Below are 18,274 nucleotides of genomic sequence, written 5' to 3' on the forward strand. Positions count from 1 at the left end.
TGGCGGCTGGAACCCTGGCGGGTATGGACGACGAGGCGCTGATGCGGGGCCGGGTCTACGGGGCGGATCACGACGATCCCGACCCCGGCCCGCGCCCCGGGCGGGTGTACCGGGAGCTGGTGGCGGGTCCGCTGGACGGGCTGCTGCTCGACGTCACCGGCTGGAGCGCGGACCGGCTCGCCGCCGGCGCCGCCCTGGCGACCGAGATCGGCGCGTACGGCGGTGGTGGTCACGCCCTCTACGGCCCGCGCCCCGCGGATCCGCGCCGCTGGGACTGGCAGGGCGACGCCCCCTGACGGGGCTTCCGGCGCCCCTGACGGGCTGTCACGCACCAGTGGACGGATCCTGACGGCCCTCTGACACCAGCTCAGGTTACTGTCAGGTATTTTTAAGGAGCCTCTCAGGTGAACATTGCCACTTCTTGAAGGACTGCCTGTGCTCCGTCGCCCGTCCCACCGCCTCGGCCGCGCCACCCGCGCCACGCTGGCCGCCAGCGCCGCCCTGACCCTCGGCGCGGCGCTGGCCGCGCTGCCCGCCGCTCCCGCCTTCGCCGACGCGCCGATAGCCGCCGCGGGGACGCCCGCGCCCGCCGGCACCCCGCACCTGGACGCCGTCGAGCAGATGCTGCGTCAGGTCTCGCCCGGCCTGGAGGGAACGGTCTGGCAGCGCACCAGCGGCAACAACCTGGACGCCCCCGCCGACGACCCGGCCGGCTGGCTGCTGCAGACCCCGAACTGCTGGGGCGACCCGACCTGCGCCGACCGGGTCGGCACCGACAAGCTGCTGGCCAAGATGACGGCGAACATCGCCGCCGCCACCCGCACGGTCGACATCTCCACCCTCGCCCCGTTCCCCAACGGCGAGTTCCAGGACGCGATCGTGGCGGGCCTGAAGGCCTCGGTGGCGGCGGGCAACAAGCTCACCGTGCGGGTCCTGGTCGGGGCCGCCCCCCTTTACAACATCACCGCACTGCCCACCAGTTACCGCAACGACCTGCTGGCCAGGCTCGGCCCGGCCGCCGCCGGCGTCACGCTGAACGTCGCGTCGATGACCACCTCCAGGACCGCCCTGTCCTGGAACCACTCCAAGCTGCTGGTGGTGGACGGCCGCAGCGTGATCACCGGTGGCATCAACGACTGGAAGGACGACTACATCGACACCACCCACCCGGTGTCCGACGTCGACCTCGCGCTGACCGGTCCCGCCGCCGCCTCGGCCGGTGCCTACCTCGACACCCTGTGGGGCTGGACCTGCAAGAACACCGGCGTCCTGTCGAGCGCCTGGTTCGCCGCCAGCAACGGCGCGTCCTGCCTGCCGAACCTGGAGAAGGACGCCAACCCCGGGCCCGTCCCGGCCACCGGCGACCTGCCGGTGATCGCGATCGGCGGCCTGGGCGTCGGCATCCAGGGCGCGGACCAGGCCTCCACCTACCAGCCTGACCTGCCGGCCACCGCCGACGCCAAGTGCGGCCCGGTCGCGCTGCACGACAACACCAACGGCGACCGCGACTACGAGACGGTCAACCCCGAGGAGAGCGCGCTGCGCGCCCTGGTGGCCGGTGCGACCAGCCACATCGAGATCTCCCAGCAGGACCTCAACGGCACCTGCCCGCCGATGCCGCGCTACGACCTGCGCCTGTACGACCTGCTCGCCGCCAAGCTGGCCGCCGGCGTGAAGGTGCGGATCGTGGTGAGCGACCCGGCCAACCGCGGCGCGGTCGGCAGCGGTGGGTACTCGCAGATCAAGTCCCTGTCGGAGATCAGCGACGAGCTCCAGGCCCGGATCGCGGCGCAGAGCGGCAACGCGGCGGGCGCGAAGGCCACCATGTGCCAGAACCTCCAGCTCGCCTCGTTCCGCGCCGCCCCGACCGCGAACTGGGCCGACGGCCACCCGTTCGCGCTGCACCACAAGGTGGTCACGGTCGACGGCTCGGCGTTCTTCGTCGGCTCGAAGAACCTGTACCCCGCCTGGCTGCAGGACTTCGGCTACCTGGTGGAGAGCCCGAGCGCGGCTGCCCAGCTGGACACGAACCTGCTGGCCCCCGAGTGGCAGTACTCGCAGGCCGCCGCCACGGTCGACTACACCCGCGGCATCTGCCCGAACTGACCCCGCCACGGTGGGCCGGCCCGTCCGGCCGGCCCACCCGGGCCCTCACCCGGCCGGCGTATCCGCACCGCGGGGCCGGTGACCTCCTCCGCCCGAGATCTGCGTGTACGGGTGGATATCGGCGCTTTCCTCCCTAGGGTGGGCGCATGCGAAGCGTGCCCCGCTGGACCGTGATCTCGTCGGGAGTCGCCCCCGTTCTGCTGGTCGGCGGGTGGCTGGCGGCGGGTGCGCTGCAGAGCCCCGGCTACGACCCGGTCTCCGACACGATCAGCGCGCTGGCCGGCACCACCGCCGCCTACAGCTGGATCATGACCGGCGTGCTCTTCGCCCTGGGGCTCTGCCACTGGGCCACCGCGTACGGACTGCGGGTGGTCTCGACACCCGGCAGGGTGGCACTGGCCTGCGGGGGACTGGCCTCGGTGCTGGTCGCCCTCGCCCCGGAGTCGGCGGCCGGCCCGTCCGCCCGGCACAGCGCGTCCGCGGCCTTCGGCGTGGTGGCCATGGGCGTGTGGCCGGGCCTGGCAGCCCAGTACGGGCGCCCGGGCCCGCGGGTGCTCCGGCCGCTGGTCTCGAACGCGGCGATGGCGATGACGCTGGTCATCGCGCTGTGGTTCCTCTACGCGCTGCGCGGCCACGGCACCGCGGGCCTGGCCGAACGCGTCCTGACGGGATTCCAGACGCTGTGGCCGCTGGTCGTCGTGGCGTCCTGCCTGCGCTACGCCGCCCGTACGGCGCCGTCCGGCGCGACGCGCGACGCGCGGACCGAATCCAGCCCCGGCGGGCAGCGGCCCTGACCCCGTCACCGGGCGGGTCCACCGGATCCGCCCTCCGCCTCAGCCCAGCTCGCGCCGCCCGCCGCCCGGCCGGATCAAGGCCGCCAGCTCCTCGGCCGTCGTGACCGTGCGCTGCTGGCCGTTGAGCAGCACCGCGGTGAGCATCACCGGGTCGGACCACTCGATGACCAGCCGCTCGGAACCGCGCAGGTAGAAGTTCCTGCCCCACACGCTGCCGCGCGCCGCCGTCTCGGGAAACGCCCGGACGTCCGGCGCCGTCACCCGTGACCAGCCCGCCCGCGCGATCTCCGTATCCCAGAATCCTGGACCCGCCAGCATGATCGAACCTCCCGTCCTGAGCGACCCTATCCGCCCGCGCGGCCCGTCGCCGACGCGCGTCCGCGCGGTCGGTGCCGCCGAGGGCCCGGCGACGTCGCTGCCGCCGAGGGCCCGGTGACAGCGAGTACCGGGCCCAGGGCCTTCAGCACTGTGGCCGGCGACCGTGATTGGCCTTGTGCTTGCAGCGGCCCTTCTTCTTGCGGCGTCGCTTCGATGACATGGCCCACTCCTCTCGCAAAAAGCGGCTGATCACCCCTCCTCCAAGGTTGCACAAGGCGGCCCCGACCGCCTGCCGCCCGCCTGGCCTGCGAACCCGGGCCGACCGGCGGGCCCGGCCCGGGTTCGCAGGCCAGCAGCTCGGGCAGCGTTCCGGGGAAGTCCCGCAGCAGCGCACCGGCCTCGGCCCAGAACCCGGCGGTAAGCGTGTCACCGCAGCGCGCGGCGGCCCCAGCAGGTGATCAACGGCGCGGTGGTGACGTCCAGTTCCGCACCGTCGTCCTCGTGGCGCAGGTTCGCCAGGTGCTGCTCGATCTCCTCGGGCGCGGCCAGCCCGGCCGCCACGAGCTGTTCGCGCAACTGGCGGACGGTGGCGGCCTCCAGCTCGCGGCAGGCCGGCGAGGTGACCGGGAAGTACGCCTCGGCCGCCACCTCGCGCAGCCCGGCGCCGCGCAGCAGGGCCGGCAGGGTGCGGCCGAAGCCGAGGTCGACGCCGCGTTCGGCGAGCAGGGCCCGGAAACCGCGCCGGATCCGGTTGGCCAACTCCTCGGCCGGGCCGCGTTCGTCGGGACAGGCCAGCGGCTGCAGCGAGGGATCGGCATCCTCGATGACCAGCCAGCCGCCCGGCCGCACCGCCGCCGCCAGGGTGCGCAGCACCCGGGCGCGCTCGGGCAGGTGGACGAGCACCAGCCGGGCGTGCACCAGGTCGAAGTCCCCGCCGGGCGGTTCCTCGTTGACCACGTCGTGGCGCAGCACACGCACCGGCGCGTCGCCGGGCCCGCCCTCGGCCGGCTCCGTCAGCCAGGTGGTGTCGAGGTCGGTCACCAGCACCTGCCCGGTCGGCCCGAGCCGGGCGGCCAGTGCGGCCGGCACCGAGGGACCGCCGGCCCCGACCTCCCAGCAGCGCAGGCCCGTCATCGGCCCCAGCCGCTCCAGGTGCGCGAGCGTCCACGGGTCGAAGAGCTCGGCGAACGCCTCGAAGCGTCGCCCGGCCTCGCGCTGCCGGTTGTCCAGCAGATATGCGTTGTCAGCTGTCATGCCGCCCATCCTGCCTCAGGAAGTGTCCGGCGTGGCTCACCGAAGTCCCGCCACGGACGTCCCGGAAGTGACGCCGGTTCGATTTCCGATCGCATCCCCGGGGCGTTAGCAGGGCATGGGTGACAAAAGGCTGTTGGGGCTGGACGCGGCGCGCGGTCTGGCCGTCCTGGGGATGTTCGCCGTGCACGTCGGCCCGGACCCCTACCGCAGCGGCGCGGGCTATCTCCTCGTCGCGGCCGAGGCGCGTTCCTCGGCCCTGTTCGTCCTCATCGCCGGCTTCTCGCTCGCGCTCTCCCGCGCCCGCACCACCCTTTCGCCGGCCCTCCTGTGGCGTCGCACCCTGCTGCGCTGCGCCTGCCTGCTGCTCCTGGGGCTGGGCCTGGCCTCGCTGCGGCCGGGCTTCCTCGTCATCCTGTCCTTCTACGCCGTCTACTTCCTCGCCGCCGAGCCCCTCCTGCGCCTGCGCACCCCGCAGCTGGCCGCGGTCGCCGCCGCGAGCGTGGTGCTCGGGCCCGTCCTGTCCTACCTGCTCGGTCCGGTCGTGGGCTTCGACACCGCGGCCCACGGCGAAGTCCCGACCCTGGCCGACCTCGCCAGCCCCACCGGCCTGGGCACCGCGCTCGACCAACTCCTGCTGACCGGTGGCTATCCCGCCCTCACCTACCTGCCCTACCTGCTGGTCGGCCTCCTGCTGGCCCGCCTCGCCCACCCCCAGCGCCCGGCGGCGCACTGGCTGCCGGTGGCATGCGCGGGCATCGCGGCGGCGACCGCCGGGTACGCGGGAGCCTGGCTGGCCATCGAGCGGTGCGGCGGGCGGCAACGGCTGCTGGCCTCGATCGCCGTCCACCAGCCCTGGGCCCTGCCCACCCCCGACCCCGTCCACACCGTCCTCGCGGCCCAGGAGGGCGCCATCCCCACCACCTCCTGGCACTGGCTGCTCATCGCCGAGCCCTACAGCCAGACCCCGCTGGAGATCCTCGGCAACGCCGGCACCGGCTGCGCCCTGATCGCCCTGGCCGTCGCCGTCGCCCGCCTCCCCGCCGCGGCGCGGCTGCTGCGCCCGCTCGCCGACGTCGGGACGATGGCCCTGACCCTGTACGTCGCGCACGGCCTGGTCCTCGCGCTGGCGTTCGACCTGGAGGACCAGGGCGGCAGTTGGAGCCTCCTCGCGGGCTTCACCGCCGCCGCCGTGCTCGGTGCCGCGGCCTGGCAGCACCTGTGGCGCGACTCCCCGCTCCGCCGGGGCCCGCTGGAATGGGTGCTGCACACGGTGGTGCGCCGGATCCCGCGACCCGGGCGGGTCGAAGCCGCGTGACCGCGCCGCTCGGACACGCGGCTCCGCTGCGTACCCTCGTCCCCATGCCAGCCTCACCCCGGCAACACGTTGCCGTCCTCGTGCTCGAAGGTGCGAAGCCGCTCGATGTCGGCATCCCCGCACAGGTGTTCACGACCCGCGCGAGCATGCCGTACGAGGTGCGGGTGTGCGGGGCGGCGCCGGGTCTGGTGACCGGCGGTGACGGCCTGTCGTACCACGTCGCCCACGGGCTCGACGCGCTCGCGTGGGCCGACATCGTCTTCGTCCCCGGTTACCGGTTCCCGGGCCGCGACGACCCGCCGCAGGCCGTCGTCGACGCGCTGATCGCCGCCCACGACCGGGGCGCGCGGCTCGCCGCCATCTCGACGGGCGCCTTCGCACTCGCCGCCACGGGCCTGCTCGACGGCAGGCGCGCCACGACGCACTGGCACTACGCGCGGGCCCTCGCGGCCAAGCATCCGCTCGTCCGGGTCGACGAGAACGTCCTGTTCGTCGACGAGGGCAGCGTGCTGACGTCGGCCGGCGCGGCATCGGGCATCGACCTGTGCCTGCACATCCTGCGCGGCGACCTCGGAGTGGCCGCGTCGAACCACGCGGCCCGGCGCCTGGTCGCGGCCCCCTACCGCAGCGGTGGCCAGGCGCAGTACGTGCCGCGCAGCGTGCCCGAGCCACTGGGCGAGCGGTTCGCCGCCACCCGCGAGTGGGCGCTGCACCGGCTGGGCGAGACCCTCACCCTCGAACTGCTCGCCCGGCATGCCGCGGTGTCGCCGCGCACCTTCTCGCGGCGCTTCGTCGAGGACACGGGATACACGCCGATGGAGTGGGTCATGCGCGCCCGCATCGACCTGGCCCGTGAGCTGCTCGAGCGTTCGCAGCGGCACGTCGAGCAGATCGCCGCCGACACCGGTCTGGGCACCGGTGCCAATCTGCGGTTGCACTTCCACCGGGTCCTCGGCACGACACCGAGCGAGTACCGGCGCACCTTCACCCAGGGCGAGTAGCCCGCCGCCTGGCGCGATCCTTTTGAACCTTGGCGATCGCGCCGCTGTCACCGGCGGATGCCGCGCGCGACATTGGTGGGGAACCGAAGGGACACCACTCATGACGCGCATCGCCATCAACGGATTCGGCCGCATCGGACGCAACGTGCTGCGGGCACTGCTGGAACGTGACAGCGACCTGGAGATCGTCGCGGTCAACGACCTCACGGAGCCCGCCACCCTCGCGCGGCTGCTCGCCTACGACACCACCGGCGGCCGGCTCGGCCGCCCGGTGACCGTCGACGGGGACGCCCTGGTCGTCGACGGCCGTCGCATCGCGGTGCTCGCCGAGCGCGAACCGGCGCAGCTGCCGTGGGCCGAACTCCGCGTGGACCTCGTGCTCGAGGCGACCGGCCGCTTCACGTCGGCCAAGGACGCTCGCGCCCACCTCGACGCCGGCGCGAAGCGGGTGCTGGTCAGTGCGCCGTCGGACGGTGCCGATGTCACGCTGGCGTTCGGGGTCAACACGGACGCCTACGACCCGGACGTGCACACGATCGTCTCGAACGCCTCGTGCACGACCAACGCGCTCGCCCCGCTGGCCAAGGTGCTCGACGATCTCGCCGGCATCGAGCACGGCTTCATGACGACGGTGCACGCCTACACGCAGGAGCAGAACCTGCAGGACGGGCCGCACCGCGACGCCCGCCGCGCCCGCGCCGCCGCCGTCAACATCGTGCCGACCACGACGGGCGCTGCCAAGGCGATCGGCCTGGTGCTGCCGCAGCTCGACGGCAAGCTGTCGGGCGACTCGATCCGGGTGCCGGTTCCGGTGGGATCGATCGTCGAACTCAACACGACCGTCGCTCGCGACGTGACGCGTGAGGACGTGCTGGCGGCCTACCGCGCTGCCGCGCAGGGACCGCTCGCCGGCGTGCTCGAGTACTCGGACGACCCGCTCGTGTCGTCCGACATCACCGGCAATCCCGCCTCGGCGATCTTCGACTCGGCCCTCACCCGTGTCGATGGCCGCCACGTCAAGGTGGTCGCCTGGTACGACAACGAGTGGGGCTTCTCGAACCGCGTGATCGACACGCTGGAACTCCTCGCCACCAGGTGACCTCACCGCGCACGGGCGATGCGGTTCCGGGCTCGTTCCGCCAGGCTGGGTGAAGCGGAAGCAACCGACTCATCGGGAGTGAGCCATGGGCCTCGTCCACATCGCGATGTTCGCGACCCTCGACCTCGTCGGGCAGGCGCCCGGCGGCCCCGACGAGGACCCGGAGGGGTTCCCGTTCGGCGGTTGGCAGGCGCCCCTGGTGGACGAGGTCGCCGGGTCGCAGATCCTTGCCGCCTACGAGGGCACGGACGCCCTGCTGCTCGGCCGGCGGACGTATGACATCTTCGCCGCCTACTGGCCCCACCAGCAGGGCGGCGAGGAGAACGCGTTCGCCGCGCTCTTCAACCGCATCCCCAAGTACGTGGCCTCCCGCGGCACGCCCGACCTCCCGTGGGCCGGGTCCACCCTGCTCGGCCCGGACCTCGCCAGGGCGGTGCGGGAGATCCGTGACCGGCACGAGCACGTGAAGGTCGTCGGGAGCCTGAACCTCGTGCAGACCCTCCTGCGCGAGAAGCTCTTCGACCGTCTCGACCTCTGGCTGCACCCGATCGTGCTCGGCGTCGGCAAGAAGGTGTTCGACGACGGCGCAGCGCCCACCAACGTCACGCTCCTCGCACCCCCGGTGGCCAGCTCGAAGGGCACCGTGTACCTGCGCTACGCGCGCGCCGAGGGCACCCCCGCGACGGGCGACATGGGCGCACCGGACCGAGGTGCCGCAAGCGACTCGTGACCGAGCCGCCCCCAGGCAGCCCGGCAGGCCCCTGAACTGCGCACTCGGCGCTCCGGCCAGGACGTCACCCTCCCGATCACCGCCCTCGGTGTCGCCTACCGCGACCACGGCCACGAGGAACGGGCGATCGGGGCCTTCGAACGCGCGGCGGACCTCGGCGACCCCTACGCGATGGACTACCACGCCCGCATCCTGGCGAGCCAGGGCCACCACGAGCGGGCCCAGGCCCTCCGTGACCGGGCCGCCCTCGCCCACGAGATCGACGCCGACCGCAGCGTGGCCGGCCGCTGCACCGCCGAACTGGTCCGCCGCCGCTCGGCCCAGGCCTGACCCTGCCCCCGGACCACCAGGCCCCAGGCTCTAGCCCAGGTGCAGGGTGGCCGTGGCGCCGCCGTCGGGGGCGTTGGCGAGGTCGAGCCGGGCGCCCAGGACGGCGGCCTGGCCGAGGGCGATGGTCAGGCCCAGGCCGTGGCCCCGGCCGCGTTCGGGGGCTCCGGTGTGGAAGCGGCGCGGGCCGTGGGTGAGCAGCTCGGGCGGGAAGCCGGGGCCGTGGTCGCGGACGGTGATGGTGCTTCCGTCCAGGGTGATCCGTACCGGGGCGTGGCCGTGGCGATGGGCGTTGGTCAGCAGGTTGGCCAGGATGCGGTCCAGGCGGCGCGGGTCGGTGGTCACCATAGCCGCCTGACGGACCGTCATTTCGGCTTCCAGGCCGGTGTGTTCGACGGTCTCCCGGACGACGTCGGGCAGCGGCACGGGGAACAGCTCGGCCGTGCTGGAGCCGGTCTTCAGCCCGATCACGCCGTCGTGGCCGCGTCACGAAGGCGTCCGTCCCAACGGGCCAGCAGCCGGGCGATGTTGTTGCCCGAGGGGAGCATCATCAGCTGCAGCAGCTGCCGCTCGGTGAACTGCTGGCCGGCCCGCACCGGGGCGGTGGACTCGTCCCTGGAGTAGGACTCGTCGGCGGCCTGCTGGTCGACGGTGATGGTGGGACCCTCGCTGTCGGGGCCCTTGAGCGGGTGGTCCTGGAGGACGACGTAGGCCGTCATCGCCTTGGTCACGCTGGCGATCGGCACGGGGCGCTGCTCCCCGCGCGAGCCGATCCGGCCCACCCCCTCCACCGTCACACTCGTCTGGCCCTGGACCGGCCAGGGCAGGCCGGTCCAGGCGGGCAGTGCCTGGACCGGGGCGGGGGCCCGGTGCCCGGCGCCGGGGGCGAGGGTGCAGGCGAGGACGGCCCCGGCGGCGAGGGCGACCCCGCCCACCGGCCACAGCCGGCCTCCTCGGGTACGGACTGCGCTCATGAACGGCCACCTCCGGGTGCTGGACACGCCGGTCTGCGTGTCGCCACCACGGTGGCTTCGGGAGGTGTCGGCTCCGCGATGGGTGTGCATCCGCTGCCGCTTGGGCCTGTATCGATTGCGCATCAGCCACCCGCAGCAGCCCGCCCGCGTAGCGTGGGGGCCGGGGAGAGCGGCGGTCCAACAGACAGAGGGGACAGGGCGTGGTCGGCGGCTGGGAGTGGGACGAGACGCTGTTCGCGGGTTCGGCCGCCTACTACCGGCGGGGGAGGCTGCCCTACGCCCCCGGGCTGGCGGACGCGCTCGCCGGTGCGCTGCGGCTCGACGGGCGCGGGCGCCTGCTGGACGTGGGATGCGGTCCGGGCACCCTCGCCCTGGCGCTGGCGCACCTGTTCGACGAGGTCGTCGGGGTGGACCCGGACGGCGGGATGATCGCCGAGGCCGGGCGGGTGGCCGCCGAGGAGGCGCTGGCGGGCAAGGCGCGCTGGGTCCGGGCCCGGGCCGAGGAGCTGCCCGCCGGACCGGCGCTCGGCACCTTCTCCGTCGCGGTCTTCGGGCAGTCCTTCCACTGGATGGACCAGGACCGGGTGGCGACGGCCGTGCGGAGCATGCTGCGGTCGGGCGGGGCGCTGGTGCACGTCTCGGACCTCAAGGGGGAGGTCCGGGACGTCGCGGGCCTGCCGCACCCGGCGGTGCCCCGTGCGGCGATCGACGAGCTGGTCCGGCGCTACCTGGGCCCGCAGCGGCGGGCCGGCCAAGGGGTGCTGCCGCACGGGACGCCCGGGGGCGAGGCGGCGGTGTTCGCCCGCGCGGGGTTCGCCGGTCCGCGGCGCCTGGTCGTCCCCGGCGGGCAACCGCTGGAGCGCGACTGCGACGACGTGGTCGCGGGGGTGTTCTCGATGTCGGCCTCGGCCCCGCACCTGTTCGGCGCCGAGCGCGACGGCTTCGAGGCGGACCTGCGCGCGCTGCTGCGGCAGGCCTCCGCCGTGGGCCGCTTCTCCGAGCGGCAGCCCGGCACCGAGGCGCACCTCTGGTGGCGGGACCCGGCGCAGCCGTCACCGGCTGGCTGAGCCGACGGGCAGGCCGGTCGGGGTCACCGACCGGCCTGCCCCGGGGGAGCGGACCGCGCTCAGCTCGGCAGGTTCCACTTCTGGTTGGCGCCGCCGGTGCAGTCCCAGATCTCGGTCTGGGTGCCCGGCGTGGTGGACCAGCCGGTGTCGTCCAGGCACTTGTTGGACTGCGGGTTGTACAGCGAGCCGTCGGACTGCGGTATCCACACCTGCGAACCGGTGTTGTTGCAGTCGTAGAGGTCGACCAGGGTGCCGTTGGCGGTGCCGGCGGCGTCCACGTCCAGGCACTTGCCCAGGACGTGCAGGGTGCTGCCGGCCTGGACGACCGTCCATTGCTGGGCGGCGGTTCCGTTGCAGGTGTAGACCTGTACGGGGTTGTAGTCGGCGGTCGACGCCGAGCGGTCGTCCAGGCACAGGCCGCCGTAGCCGGTGATCGCCGAACCGCCGCCCCCGCCACCGCCGGTGGTGGTGTAGGCCGCGACGGAGGCGATGCTCATCGTCGCCCCGGAGGTGGTGGCGGCGGTCGGCGTGGTGCAGCCGCAGACGCCGTTGGGGAAGCCGCCCCCCATCGCCAGGTCGAAGATGATGGACAGGTTGTGGTCGAAGGCCTGCTGCCAGGTGGCGGTGCCGACCTGGCTCTCGGACACGCTGAAGTAGGCGGTGCCGTCGAGGTACCAGGTGATCGACTCCGCGGCCGTGTTGGTGCGGTCCAGGATCATCGCGTACGTGTGGTAGTCGTTCTGGCAGCCCGGACAGGCGCGCAGGCCGCTGCCGATGCCGTTGTTCTCGTTGCAGACCCCGCCCGGGGCGGTGCCGCAGTGGATGGTGCCGGCGACCTGCGAGAGGGCGTTGACGTCCTCCATGATGTCGATCTCGCCGTTCTCGGGCCACTGCCCGGGGCCCAGCATCCAGAACGCGGGCCAGTACCCGAGTCCGCTGCCCGGGTTCGGCTGCATGATCGATGCCGTGACCTCCAGCTTGCCGCCGGCCGGTGCGCCGACGACGGCGCCGGGCGTGCGGATCCGGCCCGAGGTCCAGCTGCCGCCGTTGTTCAGGGCGGTGATGTCGAGGTGGCCGTTGCCGTCGAGGTGGACGTTGGCGGTCGAGTCGGTCATGGTCTCGATCTCACCGGTGCCGAAGTTCGAGCCCGGTCCGGTGTCGTAGGTCCAGTTCGCCGCGGAGGGCGGCGCGCCGGCCGCGCCGGAGAAGTCGTCGCTGAACACGGTCGTCCACCCCGCCGGCGGGGCGGGTACCGGCACCGCGCCGGCCTCGGGCGCCCGGGCGACGAGCGCCAGCAGCAGGCTCAGGGTGGCGAGCACCGCCAGCCTGCGGCCGGCGTGGCCCTTGGTGCGCTCTGTTCGGTGGCTTCGGGAACGGGTCAAGAAGCGAACGCGTCGGAAGGTGCGCCGACGCGGCAGTTCGTGGCTCATCTGCGGCTCCCAGGCAGGAGGGGCGCGGGAACGGCGGACAAGGTGGGGGCCCGGTCCCGCGCATGCGGAGCAGTGGAGTCATACCAACACGGACTGAACTGCGCCGTATTCAACTCCTGTACCTGTCAACGCGTCAAGACGCTGGGTAGTCAATCCCTGGCATCAGGACCTGAACGCGGCCTGGGACCGGCGGTCACCATCGGTGACGAAAAGCGCTCGTGGGGCCTGCCGTCCCGTGATGGTCCTCACGCGGCCCCGAGGACTACGACCCTTCCTAGTAGCGCGTCCGCGGCTTCGGCGCACGACGCTCCCCGCCGCGCGGGCCGGCGGCGCGACGGATTTCGGCCGCGGACCAGTCGATCGGAGTCTGTGCAGGTCAGCGCGGTGGTCGCGCAGGTCGTCGGGCCGTTGAGGACGAGGTTTGAGCCCTGGAGGCAGGGGTAACGGAGCGGCTCGGACGGCATCCGTGGCCACCGCCGGCTACGACGCACCGTCGTATCGGCACCCCTTGGATCGCGCCCCCGGCCCCGCTAACAATGGCGAAGTCGCCAGATGCGGCGGAGGCCCGTCCACCGCCGCAGCTCCCGAACGGTGGTCTCTCCACAGCGAGACCGCCCCGGTGCCGAACCCATGACCGCAAGGCCGCGTCGTCGAGCCTGCGGACCCTCCTGGGCAAGGCGCCCAACTGATGTGAGGTCGAACTCCACATGCCCGTGATCTCCACCCGCATGCGCAAGTCCGCCGCCCTGCTCGCCTCCGCCGCCGGCATCGTCGCCATCGGCGCCGCCGTGGCCCCCACCGCCGCCTCTGCCGCCACCCCGCAGCAGATCGCCGCGAGCATCGTCCCCGCCGACCAGCTGGCCTCCTTCGACCAGATCGTCTCCCACGAGAGCGGCTGGAACGTCACCGCGACCAACCCGTCCTCGGGCGCCTACGGCCTGGGCCAGGCCCTGCCGGGCAACAAGATGGCCTCCGCCGGCGCCGACTGGCAGACCAACGCGTCCACCCAGATCAAGTGGACGTACGACTACATGAACAGCCGCTACGGCAGCCCGAACCAGGCCTGGGCCTACTGGCAGGTCCACCACAACTACTGATCACCCCGATCAGCGACCCCCAGCGGGTCACCCCCGAGGGACCCGGTGCGCGCATCCCGCGCACCGGGTCCCTTCGGCGTGCGGGATGCGGGGGATGCCGCGCACTGGGGCCCTTCGGCGTGCGCCTTGTCGCACCCGTGGTGCCTCACGAGGCGAGGACAGGCGAGGCGGCCTGCCAGGCGAAGCCGTCCGGGTCGGTGAAGGGGCCGGACGTGCCGCCGATCGCGAGCCGGTGCGAGCCGGTGCCCTCGGGGGAGACACCGGCATCCTTGGCCAGGGCACGGTGCCGGTACAGGCCCAGCTTCACCGGGCTCGACCCGCCCGCGAACTCCACGTACATCCGGCCGAAGCTCTTCGCCACGGTCAGCCCGTGCGCCACGTAGAACTGCTTGCTGGCGGCCACGTCCGCGACCCCCAGCAGCAGCACCAGCTGGTCGAACCGCCGGGTGGCCGGGCCGGTGTCCTTCTTCGCCGAGGTCGCGACCTTCCAGATCGCCCCGTCCGGGGCCCGGACGACGCCGCCGTAGCCCCAGAGCGACTTCGTGACGGGCTTCAGCGGTGCGGCACCGGCGGCGAGGGCGGCGTCGACGAGGGCGTTGACGTCGGCGGGCTGGGCCGCCGTGAGCGAGAGCGTGAACCCGCGGAAGCCCGTCGTGGCCTCCTGCGACTCCCGCAGGCGCACCTGGCCCGCCAGTCCGAAGGCGTCGGTGTAGAAGTCGTGCGCGGCCGCGGTGTCGGCCACGTCGAGGGTGAGGTATTCGATGGAAGTCATGTCCTTCACGCTAGTTGCGGGCCCACGACCGGTGCTTCTCGATTCCTGACCGGTCCGGCGCCGCCGCTACGATTCGGGACACCGGCGCTCAGGGGGAGCGCTCGGCTGCTCGGGGGAGGAGGAGCACAGTGCGCTTCGTGGTGGGGTTCGCGATCTTCACCGCCGGCCTGGCCGGGGTCGCCGCGGCGAGCAGGGGCCGGGGCGGGTGGGCGCGTTGGGACCGCCGGCAGCGGAGCCTCTGCGTGGTGTCGTTCGCCCTCGCGCTCGTCGGGATCGCCGTGATCGGCTGATCCGGCGTCAGGAGAGCTTGGCCAGCGCCTTGTCCAGCATCGGCTGCGGGTCCAGCGCGCCGTCCGCACCGTTCTCGCTGGGCTGCAGGAAGAACTCGACCAGGTAGTCGTCCCGACTGGTGGTGAGCTTCTCCAGGACGACCGGTGCGTAGGAGGTGGCGTCGGCGGCGTCCGCGCAGCTGTAGGTCTCGCGGCGGGCGACCACCTCCCCGGTGGCCCCGGCGATCGTGGGCGCCTGCAGCGCCGTCGTGGTCACCGTGCACCGCTGCTTCGCGCCGCCGGAGTCCGCCAGGTCGACGGTGTAGGCGGGGCAGTCGGACACCTCCTTGGCGGCCTGGACGTACTCGGCGGCCTGGTCGGCGGAGACCTTCTGCACCGACTCGCCGTACGAGCCGCCGCTGGAGGCCGCCGGGGAGGCGCCGCCGGCCACGGCGGTGTACTCGACGGTGTTGTCGGAGGTGCGGTCCCAGCGGGCCTCCTGGTTCCTGGCGTCGCAGGCCGAGGGCCAACTGCCGCCGACGGGACGCAGATAGCCCATGTCGCCGGCGCCCCAGTCGCTCTGGAATCCGGTCGGCAGGTCACCGGCCTGCAGCAGCTTCGACTTCAGCGACGAGCCGCCCAGGCCGAGGGCCGAGCCGCCGGGCACCTCGCCGGTGGCACCCCGGACGACCAGGGCGGTGACCACCCCGCAGACCAGGACCCCGGCACCGACGGCCGCCGCGATCGCCCCGCGCGAGGCGCGGCGCTTGACCGGCGAAGTGACCGGTACGGTGACCGGTGCCGCGAACGGTGCGGCCGGTGGTGCAACCGGCATGGCGGGTATGGGAGTCGGAGCCTGCGCCGCCGGTGCAGGGAGCTCCCGGGCGGGTGCCGCCACCGGACTCGCGCCCTGGCCCGGACTCGCGCTCGGACCCGCGCTCGGACTCGCGCCCTGGCCCGCGCCCTGGTCGGCCGCGTCGAGCAGCGCGGTGGCCCCGGTGACGGTGAGCCGCTGGGCCGGGTCCTTCGCCAGCAGGCCCTCGATCAGCGGCGCGAGGCCCGCTGCGCGGCGCGGTGGCGGGGCCGGGTCGCAGATCACCGCGAGCAGCCCGGCGGTCGGAGTGGTCCGGCGGAACGGCGACAGGCCCTCGGCCGCCTGGTAGAGCGCGACGCCGAGGGAGAACAGGTCGCCGGCGGCACCGTTGTCCTGACCCTGGATCCGCTCGGGAGCCATGTACTCCACGGAGCCGATGATGGCGCCGGTCGCGGTGAGCGCGGTGTCCTCGGCCTGCTGCGCGATGCCGAAGTCGGTGAGCAGGACGCGGCCGTCGTCGGTCAGCATGATGTTGGCCGGCTTCACGTCGCGGTGCACCACGCCCGCCGCGTGGGCGGCGCCCAGCGCCGCGAGCATGGCCCGGCCGATCCGGGCGACCTGCTCCGGCGGGAGCGACTCGACCTCGCGCAGCAGGTCGGCCAGCGACCGGCCCTGGATCAGCTGCATCACGATCCACGGCGCGCCGTTCTCGACCAGGACGTCGTGGACCGCGACGACGTTGGGGTGATCGCGCAGCCGGGCGGCGCTGCGGGCCTCGCGCTGCGCGCGCTCCAGGCGCTCGCCGCGCTCGGCCTGGGTCATCGCCGGTGCGAGCCAGACCTCCTTGACCGCGACCTCGACGCCGAGCGCCTCGTCGGTGGCCTGCCACACCCGGCCGAAGCCGCCCGCCCCCAGCCGGCGCACCAACCGGTACCGACCGCCGACGAGCAGTCCCTCGTGCGCCTCCGCGCCGGCCGCGTCGCCCTGAACCGATGCCACCACGAATCCCCGTCCCTGCTCGCTCCGGCCGTCATGATAGCCAGCCGCCCGCCACCGGCCCGCAGCCCACCGCGACCTGGGGCCGGGCCGGCGGCTTCAGCCGTTTCGGCTAGCATCGGGGCCTTTCGACCAGTGATCAGGAGTTCGCCGGTGCGAGTAGACCCGCTGCCCGGGCGTTCCCGGGCCCGGATGCGGATGCGGATACGGCTGCGGCTGCGGGGAGCGCGGGCCCTGGCGGTGGCCGCCGCCGTGGCGTGCGCGGCGGCCGGCTGCGGGCCGAACACCGACGCCTACGTGGCCCTGCAGAACGCGATGAAGTCCCACATCACCACCCAGGACCACCGGCCGGTCGCCTCGGTGTCGTGCACCCCGCACGTCCACGACACCGCCCGCGAGGAGACGGCGCACCTGCGCTGCCTGGTCGTCTTCGACGACAGGACCTCGTACACCGCCGACGCCACCATCCACAACCAGAACTCCGGCGGTACCCACAACCGGCCCGACTCCTACTCCTGGGACAGCCCGCCCCCGCAGTGAGCCGTCCGCCGCTGGAGGGGCTGCGCGGGCCGGGCGCCGGTAGGCTCGATCCGAGCGTGCCGTCGGCGGGCCCGGACACCGCGAAGGCGGGCCGGCCCACGGCCCTTCGCCCCCGCTCGGCACCCTCCGCCGGAGAACCGATGACCACGACCGACGACCCCAGCGCCGCTCGCAGCCGCCACGCCCGGTCCGGCCCGGCCACCGCGATCGTCGCCGCCGCCTTCTGGGTCACCATGATGGGCACCACCATCCCCACCCCGCTCTACCCGCGCTACGAGGCGGCCTTCCACTTCTCCTCACTGATGGTCACGGTCGCCTTCGCGGTCTACGCGCTGGGCGTGGTGGCCGGGCTGCTCTGCTTCGGCTCCCTCTCCGACCGCCTGGGCCGCCGCCCGGTGACCGCCGCCGCGCTGCTGCTGGCCGGCGCCGCCGCGGGGGTCTTCCTGGCCGCGGACGGTCTGGGGCTGCTCCTGTTCGGACGGGTGCTCTCGGGCCTGTCCGCCGCTCTGGTGACCGGGGCGGCGACCGCCCATCTGACCGAACTCGCGCCCCCTGAGCGGCAGGTGCGGGCCGGCCGGATCGCCCTGGCCGCGAACATGGGCGGCCTGGCCGGCGGACCGCTGCTCGCCGGGGCGCTGGCCCAGTGGGCGGGCAACCCGCTGCGGCTGGTGTGGATCGTCGACGCCGTCCTCGTCCTGGTGGCCCTGCTGTCGCTGGCGGGCGTGCCGGAGACCGTGATCCGACGCCCGGACGGCCGCCTGCTGGCGCTCTCGCTGCCCAGGGTTCCCGCCGAGGTCCGCGGGCCCTTCCTGCGCTGCGCGCTGGGCGCGGGCGCGGGGTTCGCGGTCCTGGGCGTCCTCACCGCGACCACCGGCCTCTTCTTCGGCGAGGTGCTGAAGCTGAGCACCCCGGTGCTCTCCGGGGCCACCGTCTCGATCGCCTTCGTCTGCACCGGTCTCGGCCAGCTGCTGGCCCGGGTGCTGACGCCCCGGCCGGTGCTGCCCGCCGCCTGCCTGGGCCTGCTGGTCGCCGCGGCGCTGATCGCCACCGCGATGCTGACCGCGGCCCTGGCCCCGCTGATCGCCGCGGCGGTGACCGTCGGCCTGGCCACCGGCCTGGCACTCGGCGACGGCATCGCGCTGATCACCGGCCAGGTCGCCGCCCGGGTCCGCGGCCAGGCGTTCTCGGCGCTCTTCGCCGTGCTCTACGCGATGCTGGCGCTGCCCGCGATCGGTGTGGGCGTGCTGATCACGGTCACCGGGCTGCGCACGGCCGGGGCGGTCTTCGCCGGCGCGGTGGCGGTGCTGGTCCTCGGCGTCCTCGCGAGCCTGCCGCGGGAGGGCCGGGGCGCAGCGTGACCCCGGTGCCACC

The 18,274-nt window shown here is 73.8% G+C and carries 19 protein-coding genes and 1 pseudogene; 13 read left to right on the plus strand and 7 right to left on the minus strand.

Annotated features, from left to right (window positions below):
- Positions 1-23: 23 nt before the first annotated feature.
- The 3 genes from OG500_RS35650 (at position 24) to OG500_RS35660 (ending at position 2,900) form a co-directional block, all read left to right on the plus strand.
- The gene (locus OG500_RS35650) at positions 24-296 is read left to right on the plus strand and encodes a hypothetical protein (RefSeq protein ID WP_329586477.1); all 273 of its coding nucleotides are present in this window, start codon (positions 24-26) and stop codon (positions 294-296) included.
- A gap of 139 nt (positions 297-435) precedes the next feature.
- The gene (locus tag OG500_RS35655; protein WP_327070993.1) at positions 436-2,106 is read left to right on the plus strand and encodes a phospholipase; all 1,671 of its coding nucleotides are present in this window, start codon (positions 436-438) and stop codon (positions 2,104-2,106) included.
- Between the two features lie 146 nt (positions 2,107-2,252).
- Positions 2,253-2,900, plus strand: coding sequence for a DUF998 domain-containing protein (locus tag OG500_RS35660; RefSeq protein WP_327070994.1), 648 nt, complete (start codon positions 2,253-2,255; stop codon positions 2,898-2,900).
- Between the two features lie 39 nt (positions 2,901-2,939).
- Here the strand turns inward: OG500_RS35660 and OG500_RS35665 are convergent, their stop codons facing one another.
- Both OG500_RS35665 and OG500_RS35670 read right to left on the minus strand, forming a co-directional pair.
- Positions 2,940-3,218, minus strand: coding sequence for a hypothetical protein (locus tag OG500_RS35665; RefSeq protein ID WP_327070995.1), 279 nt, complete (start codon positions 3,216-3,218; stop codon positions 2,940-2,942).
- A gap of 426 nt (positions 3,219-3,644) precedes the next feature.
- Entirely contained in the window at positions 3,645-4,472 is an 828-nt protein-coding gene (locus tag OG500_RS35670; RefSeq protein ID WP_327070996.1) for a class I SAM-dependent methyltransferase, read from the minus strand.
- 115 nt (positions 4,473-4,587) lie between these two features.
- Between OG500_RS35670 and OG500_RS35675 the strand changes: the two genes are divergently transcribed.
- From OG500_RS35675 to OG500_RS35695, 5 genes are all read left to right on the plus strand, one after another.
- Entirely contained in the window at positions 4,588-5,787 is a 1,200-nt protein-coding gene (locus OG500_RS35675; RefSeq protein WP_329586482.1) for a DUF418 domain-containing protein, read from the plus strand.
- A gap of 44 nt (positions 5,788-5,831) precedes the next feature.
- On the plus strand, positions 5,832-6,788 hold the full coding sequence (locus OG500_RS35680) for a GlxA family transcriptional regulator (protein WP_327070998.1): 957 nt from the start codon (positions 5,832-5,834) through the stop codon (positions 6,786-6,788).
- 100 nt (positions 6,789-6,888) lie between these two features.
- On the plus strand, positions 6,889-7,887 hold the full coding sequence (gene gap, locus OG500_RS35685; RefSeq protein ID WP_327071800.1) for a type I glyceraldehyde-3-phosphate dehydrogenase: 999 nt from the start codon (positions 6,889-6,891) through the stop codon (positions 7,885-7,887).
- An 85-nt stretch (positions 7,888-7,972) separates the two neighbouring features.
- The gene (locus OG500_RS35690; RefSeq protein WP_327070999.1) at positions 7,973-8,617 is read left to right on the plus strand and encodes a dihydrofolate reductase family protein; all 645 of its coding nucleotides are present in this window, start codon (positions 7,973-7,975) and stop codon (positions 8,615-8,617) included.
- Between the two features lie 171 nt (positions 8,618-8,788).
- The gene (locus OG500_RS35695) at positions 8,789-8,947 is read left to right on the plus strand and encodes a hypothetical protein (protein WP_329586486.1); all 159 of its coding nucleotides are present in this window, start codon (positions 8,789-8,791) and stop codon (positions 8,945-8,947) included.
- A gap of 30 nt (positions 8,948-8,977) precedes the next feature.
- On the opposite strand, the gene OG500_RS35700 is transcribed toward OG500_RS35695, so the two are convergent.
- Positions 8,978-9,415, minus strand: a complete 438-nt coding sequence (locus OG500_RS35700; RefSeq protein ID WP_442907108.1) for a sensor histidine kinase — start codon at positions 9,413-9,415, stop codon at positions 8,978-8,980.
- An 11-nt stretch (positions 9,416-9,426) separates the two neighbouring features.
- Positions 9,427-9,777 (minus strand): annotated as a pseudogene (locus tag OG500_RS35705) (D-alanyl-D-alanine carboxypeptidase); the annotation flags it as partial.
- A 341-nt stretch (positions 9,778-10,118) separates the two neighbouring features.
- Between OG500_RS35705 and OG500_RS35710 the strand changes: the two are divergent.
- Complete coding sequence (locus tag OG500_RS35710) at positions 10,119-10,985, plus strand: class I SAM-dependent methyltransferase (protein ID WP_329586489.1); 867 nt, start codon at positions 10,119-10,121, stop codon at positions 10,983-10,985.
- A gap of 59 nt (positions 10,986-11,044) precedes the next feature.
- Here OG500_RS35710 and OG500_RS35715 read toward each other — a convergent pair whose 3' ends face one another.
- Positions 11,045-12,367 (minus strand): ricin-type beta-trefoil lectin domain protein, encoded by a 1,323-nt coding sequence (locus OG500_RS35715; protein ID WP_327071002.1) that lies wholly within the window; start codon positions 12,365-12,367, stop codon positions 11,045-11,047.
- Between the two features lie 755 nt (positions 12,368-13,122).
- Here OG500_RS35715 and OG500_RS35720 point away from each other — a divergent pair.
- Positions 13,123-13,512, plus strand: a complete 390-nt coding sequence (locus OG500_RS35720; protein WP_327064448.1) for a lytic transglycosylase domain-containing protein — start codon at positions 13,123-13,125, stop codon at positions 13,510-13,512.
- Between the two features lie 145 nt (positions 13,513-13,657).
- Here the strand turns inward: OG500_RS35720 and OG500_RS35725 are convergent, their stop codons facing one another.
- Entirely contained in the window at positions 13,658-14,284 is a 627-nt protein-coding gene (locus OG500_RS35725) for a glyoxalase (protein WP_329586492.1), read from the minus strand.
- Positions 14,285-14,412: 128 nt separating this feature from the next.
- On the opposite strand from OG500_RS35725, the gene OG500_RS35730 reads away from it, so the two are divergent.
- Positions 14,413-14,574, plus strand: a complete 162-nt coding sequence (locus tag OG500_RS35730) for a hypothetical protein (RefSeq protein ID WP_327071004.1) — start codon at positions 14,413-14,415, stop codon at positions 14,572-14,574.
- A gap of 7 nt (positions 14,575-14,581) precedes the next feature.
- On the opposite strand, the gene OG500_RS35735 is transcribed toward OG500_RS35730, so the two are convergent.
- The gene (locus OG500_RS35735; protein WP_329586497.1) at positions 14,582-16,366 is read right to left on the minus strand and encodes a serine/threonine-protein kinase; all 1,785 of its coding nucleotides are present in this window, start codon (positions 16,364-16,366) and stop codon (positions 14,582-14,584) included.
- A gap of 150 nt (positions 16,367-16,516) precedes the next feature.
- Here OG500_RS35735 and OG500_RS35740 point away from each other — a divergent pair, with 150 nt between their 5' ends.
- Positions 16,517-16,903, plus strand: a complete 387-nt coding sequence (locus OG500_RS35740) for a hypothetical protein (RefSeq protein WP_329586502.1) — start codon at positions 16,517-16,519, stop codon at positions 16,901-16,903.
- A 140-nt stretch (positions 16,904-17,043) separates the two neighbouring features.
- Positions 17,044-18,261, plus strand: a complete 1,218-nt coding sequence (locus OG500_RS35745; RefSeq protein ID WP_329586504.1) for an MFS transporter — start codon at positions 17,044-17,046, stop codon at positions 18,259-18,261.
- Positions 18,262-18,274 lie beyond the last annotated feature (13 nt).

It is taken from the genome of Kitasatospora sp. NBC_01250, assembly GCF_036226465.1.
Lineage (GTDB): Bacteria > Actinomycetota > Actinomycetes > Streptomycetales > Streptomycetaceae > Kitasatospora.

Excerpts from the sequence above, each read along its gene's own strand:
- OG500_RS35650 (WP_329586477.1), top strand. The coding sequence starts at position 24 with ATGGACGACGAGGCGCTGATGCGGGGCCGGGTCTACGGGGCGGATCAC.
- OG500_RS35660 (WP_327070994.1), top strand. The coding sequence starts at position 2,253 with ATGCGAAGCGTGCCCCGCTGGACCGTGATCTCGTCGGGAGTCGCCCCC.
- OG500_RS35665 (WP_327070995.1), bottom strand. The coding sequence starts at position 3,218 with ATGCTGGCGGGTCCAGGATTCTGGGATACGGAGATCGCGCGGGCGGGC.
- OG500_RS35670 (WP_327070996.1), bottom strand. The coding sequence starts at position 4,472 with ATGACAGCTGACAACGCATATCTGCTGGACAACCGGCAGCGCGAGGCC.
- OG500_RS35675 (WP_329586482.1), top strand. The coding sequence starts at position 4,588 with ATGGGTGACAAAAGGCTGTTGGGGCTGGACGCGGCGCGCGGTCTGGCC.
- OG500_RS35680 (WP_327070998.1), top strand. The coding sequence starts at position 5,832 with ATGCCAGCCTCACCCCGGCAACACGTTGCCGTCCTCGTGCTCGAAGGT.
- gap (WP_327071800.1), top strand. The coding sequence starts at position 6,889 with ATGACGCGCATCGCCATCAACGGATTCGGCCGCATCGGACGCAACGTG.
- OG500_RS35690 (WP_327070999.1), top strand. The coding sequence starts at position 7,973 with ATGGGCCTCGTCCACATCGCGATGTTCGCGACCCTCGACCTCGTCGGG.
- OG500_RS35695 (WP_329586486.1), top strand. The coding sequence starts at position 8,789 with ATGGACTACCACGCCCGCATCCTGGCGAGCCAGGGCCACCACGAGCGG.
- OG500_RS35720 (WP_327064448.1), top strand. The coding sequence starts at position 13,123 with ATGCCCGTGATCTCCACCCGCATGCGCAAGTCCGCCGCCCTGCTCGCC.
- OG500_RS35725 (WP_329586492.1), bottom strand. The coding sequence starts at position 14,284 with ATGACTTCCATCGAATACCTCACCCTCGACGTGGCCGACACCGCGGCC.
- OG500_RS35745 (WP_329586504.1), top strand. The coding sequence starts at position 17,044 with ATGACCACGACCGACGACCCCAGCGCCGCTCGCAGCCGCCACGCCCGG.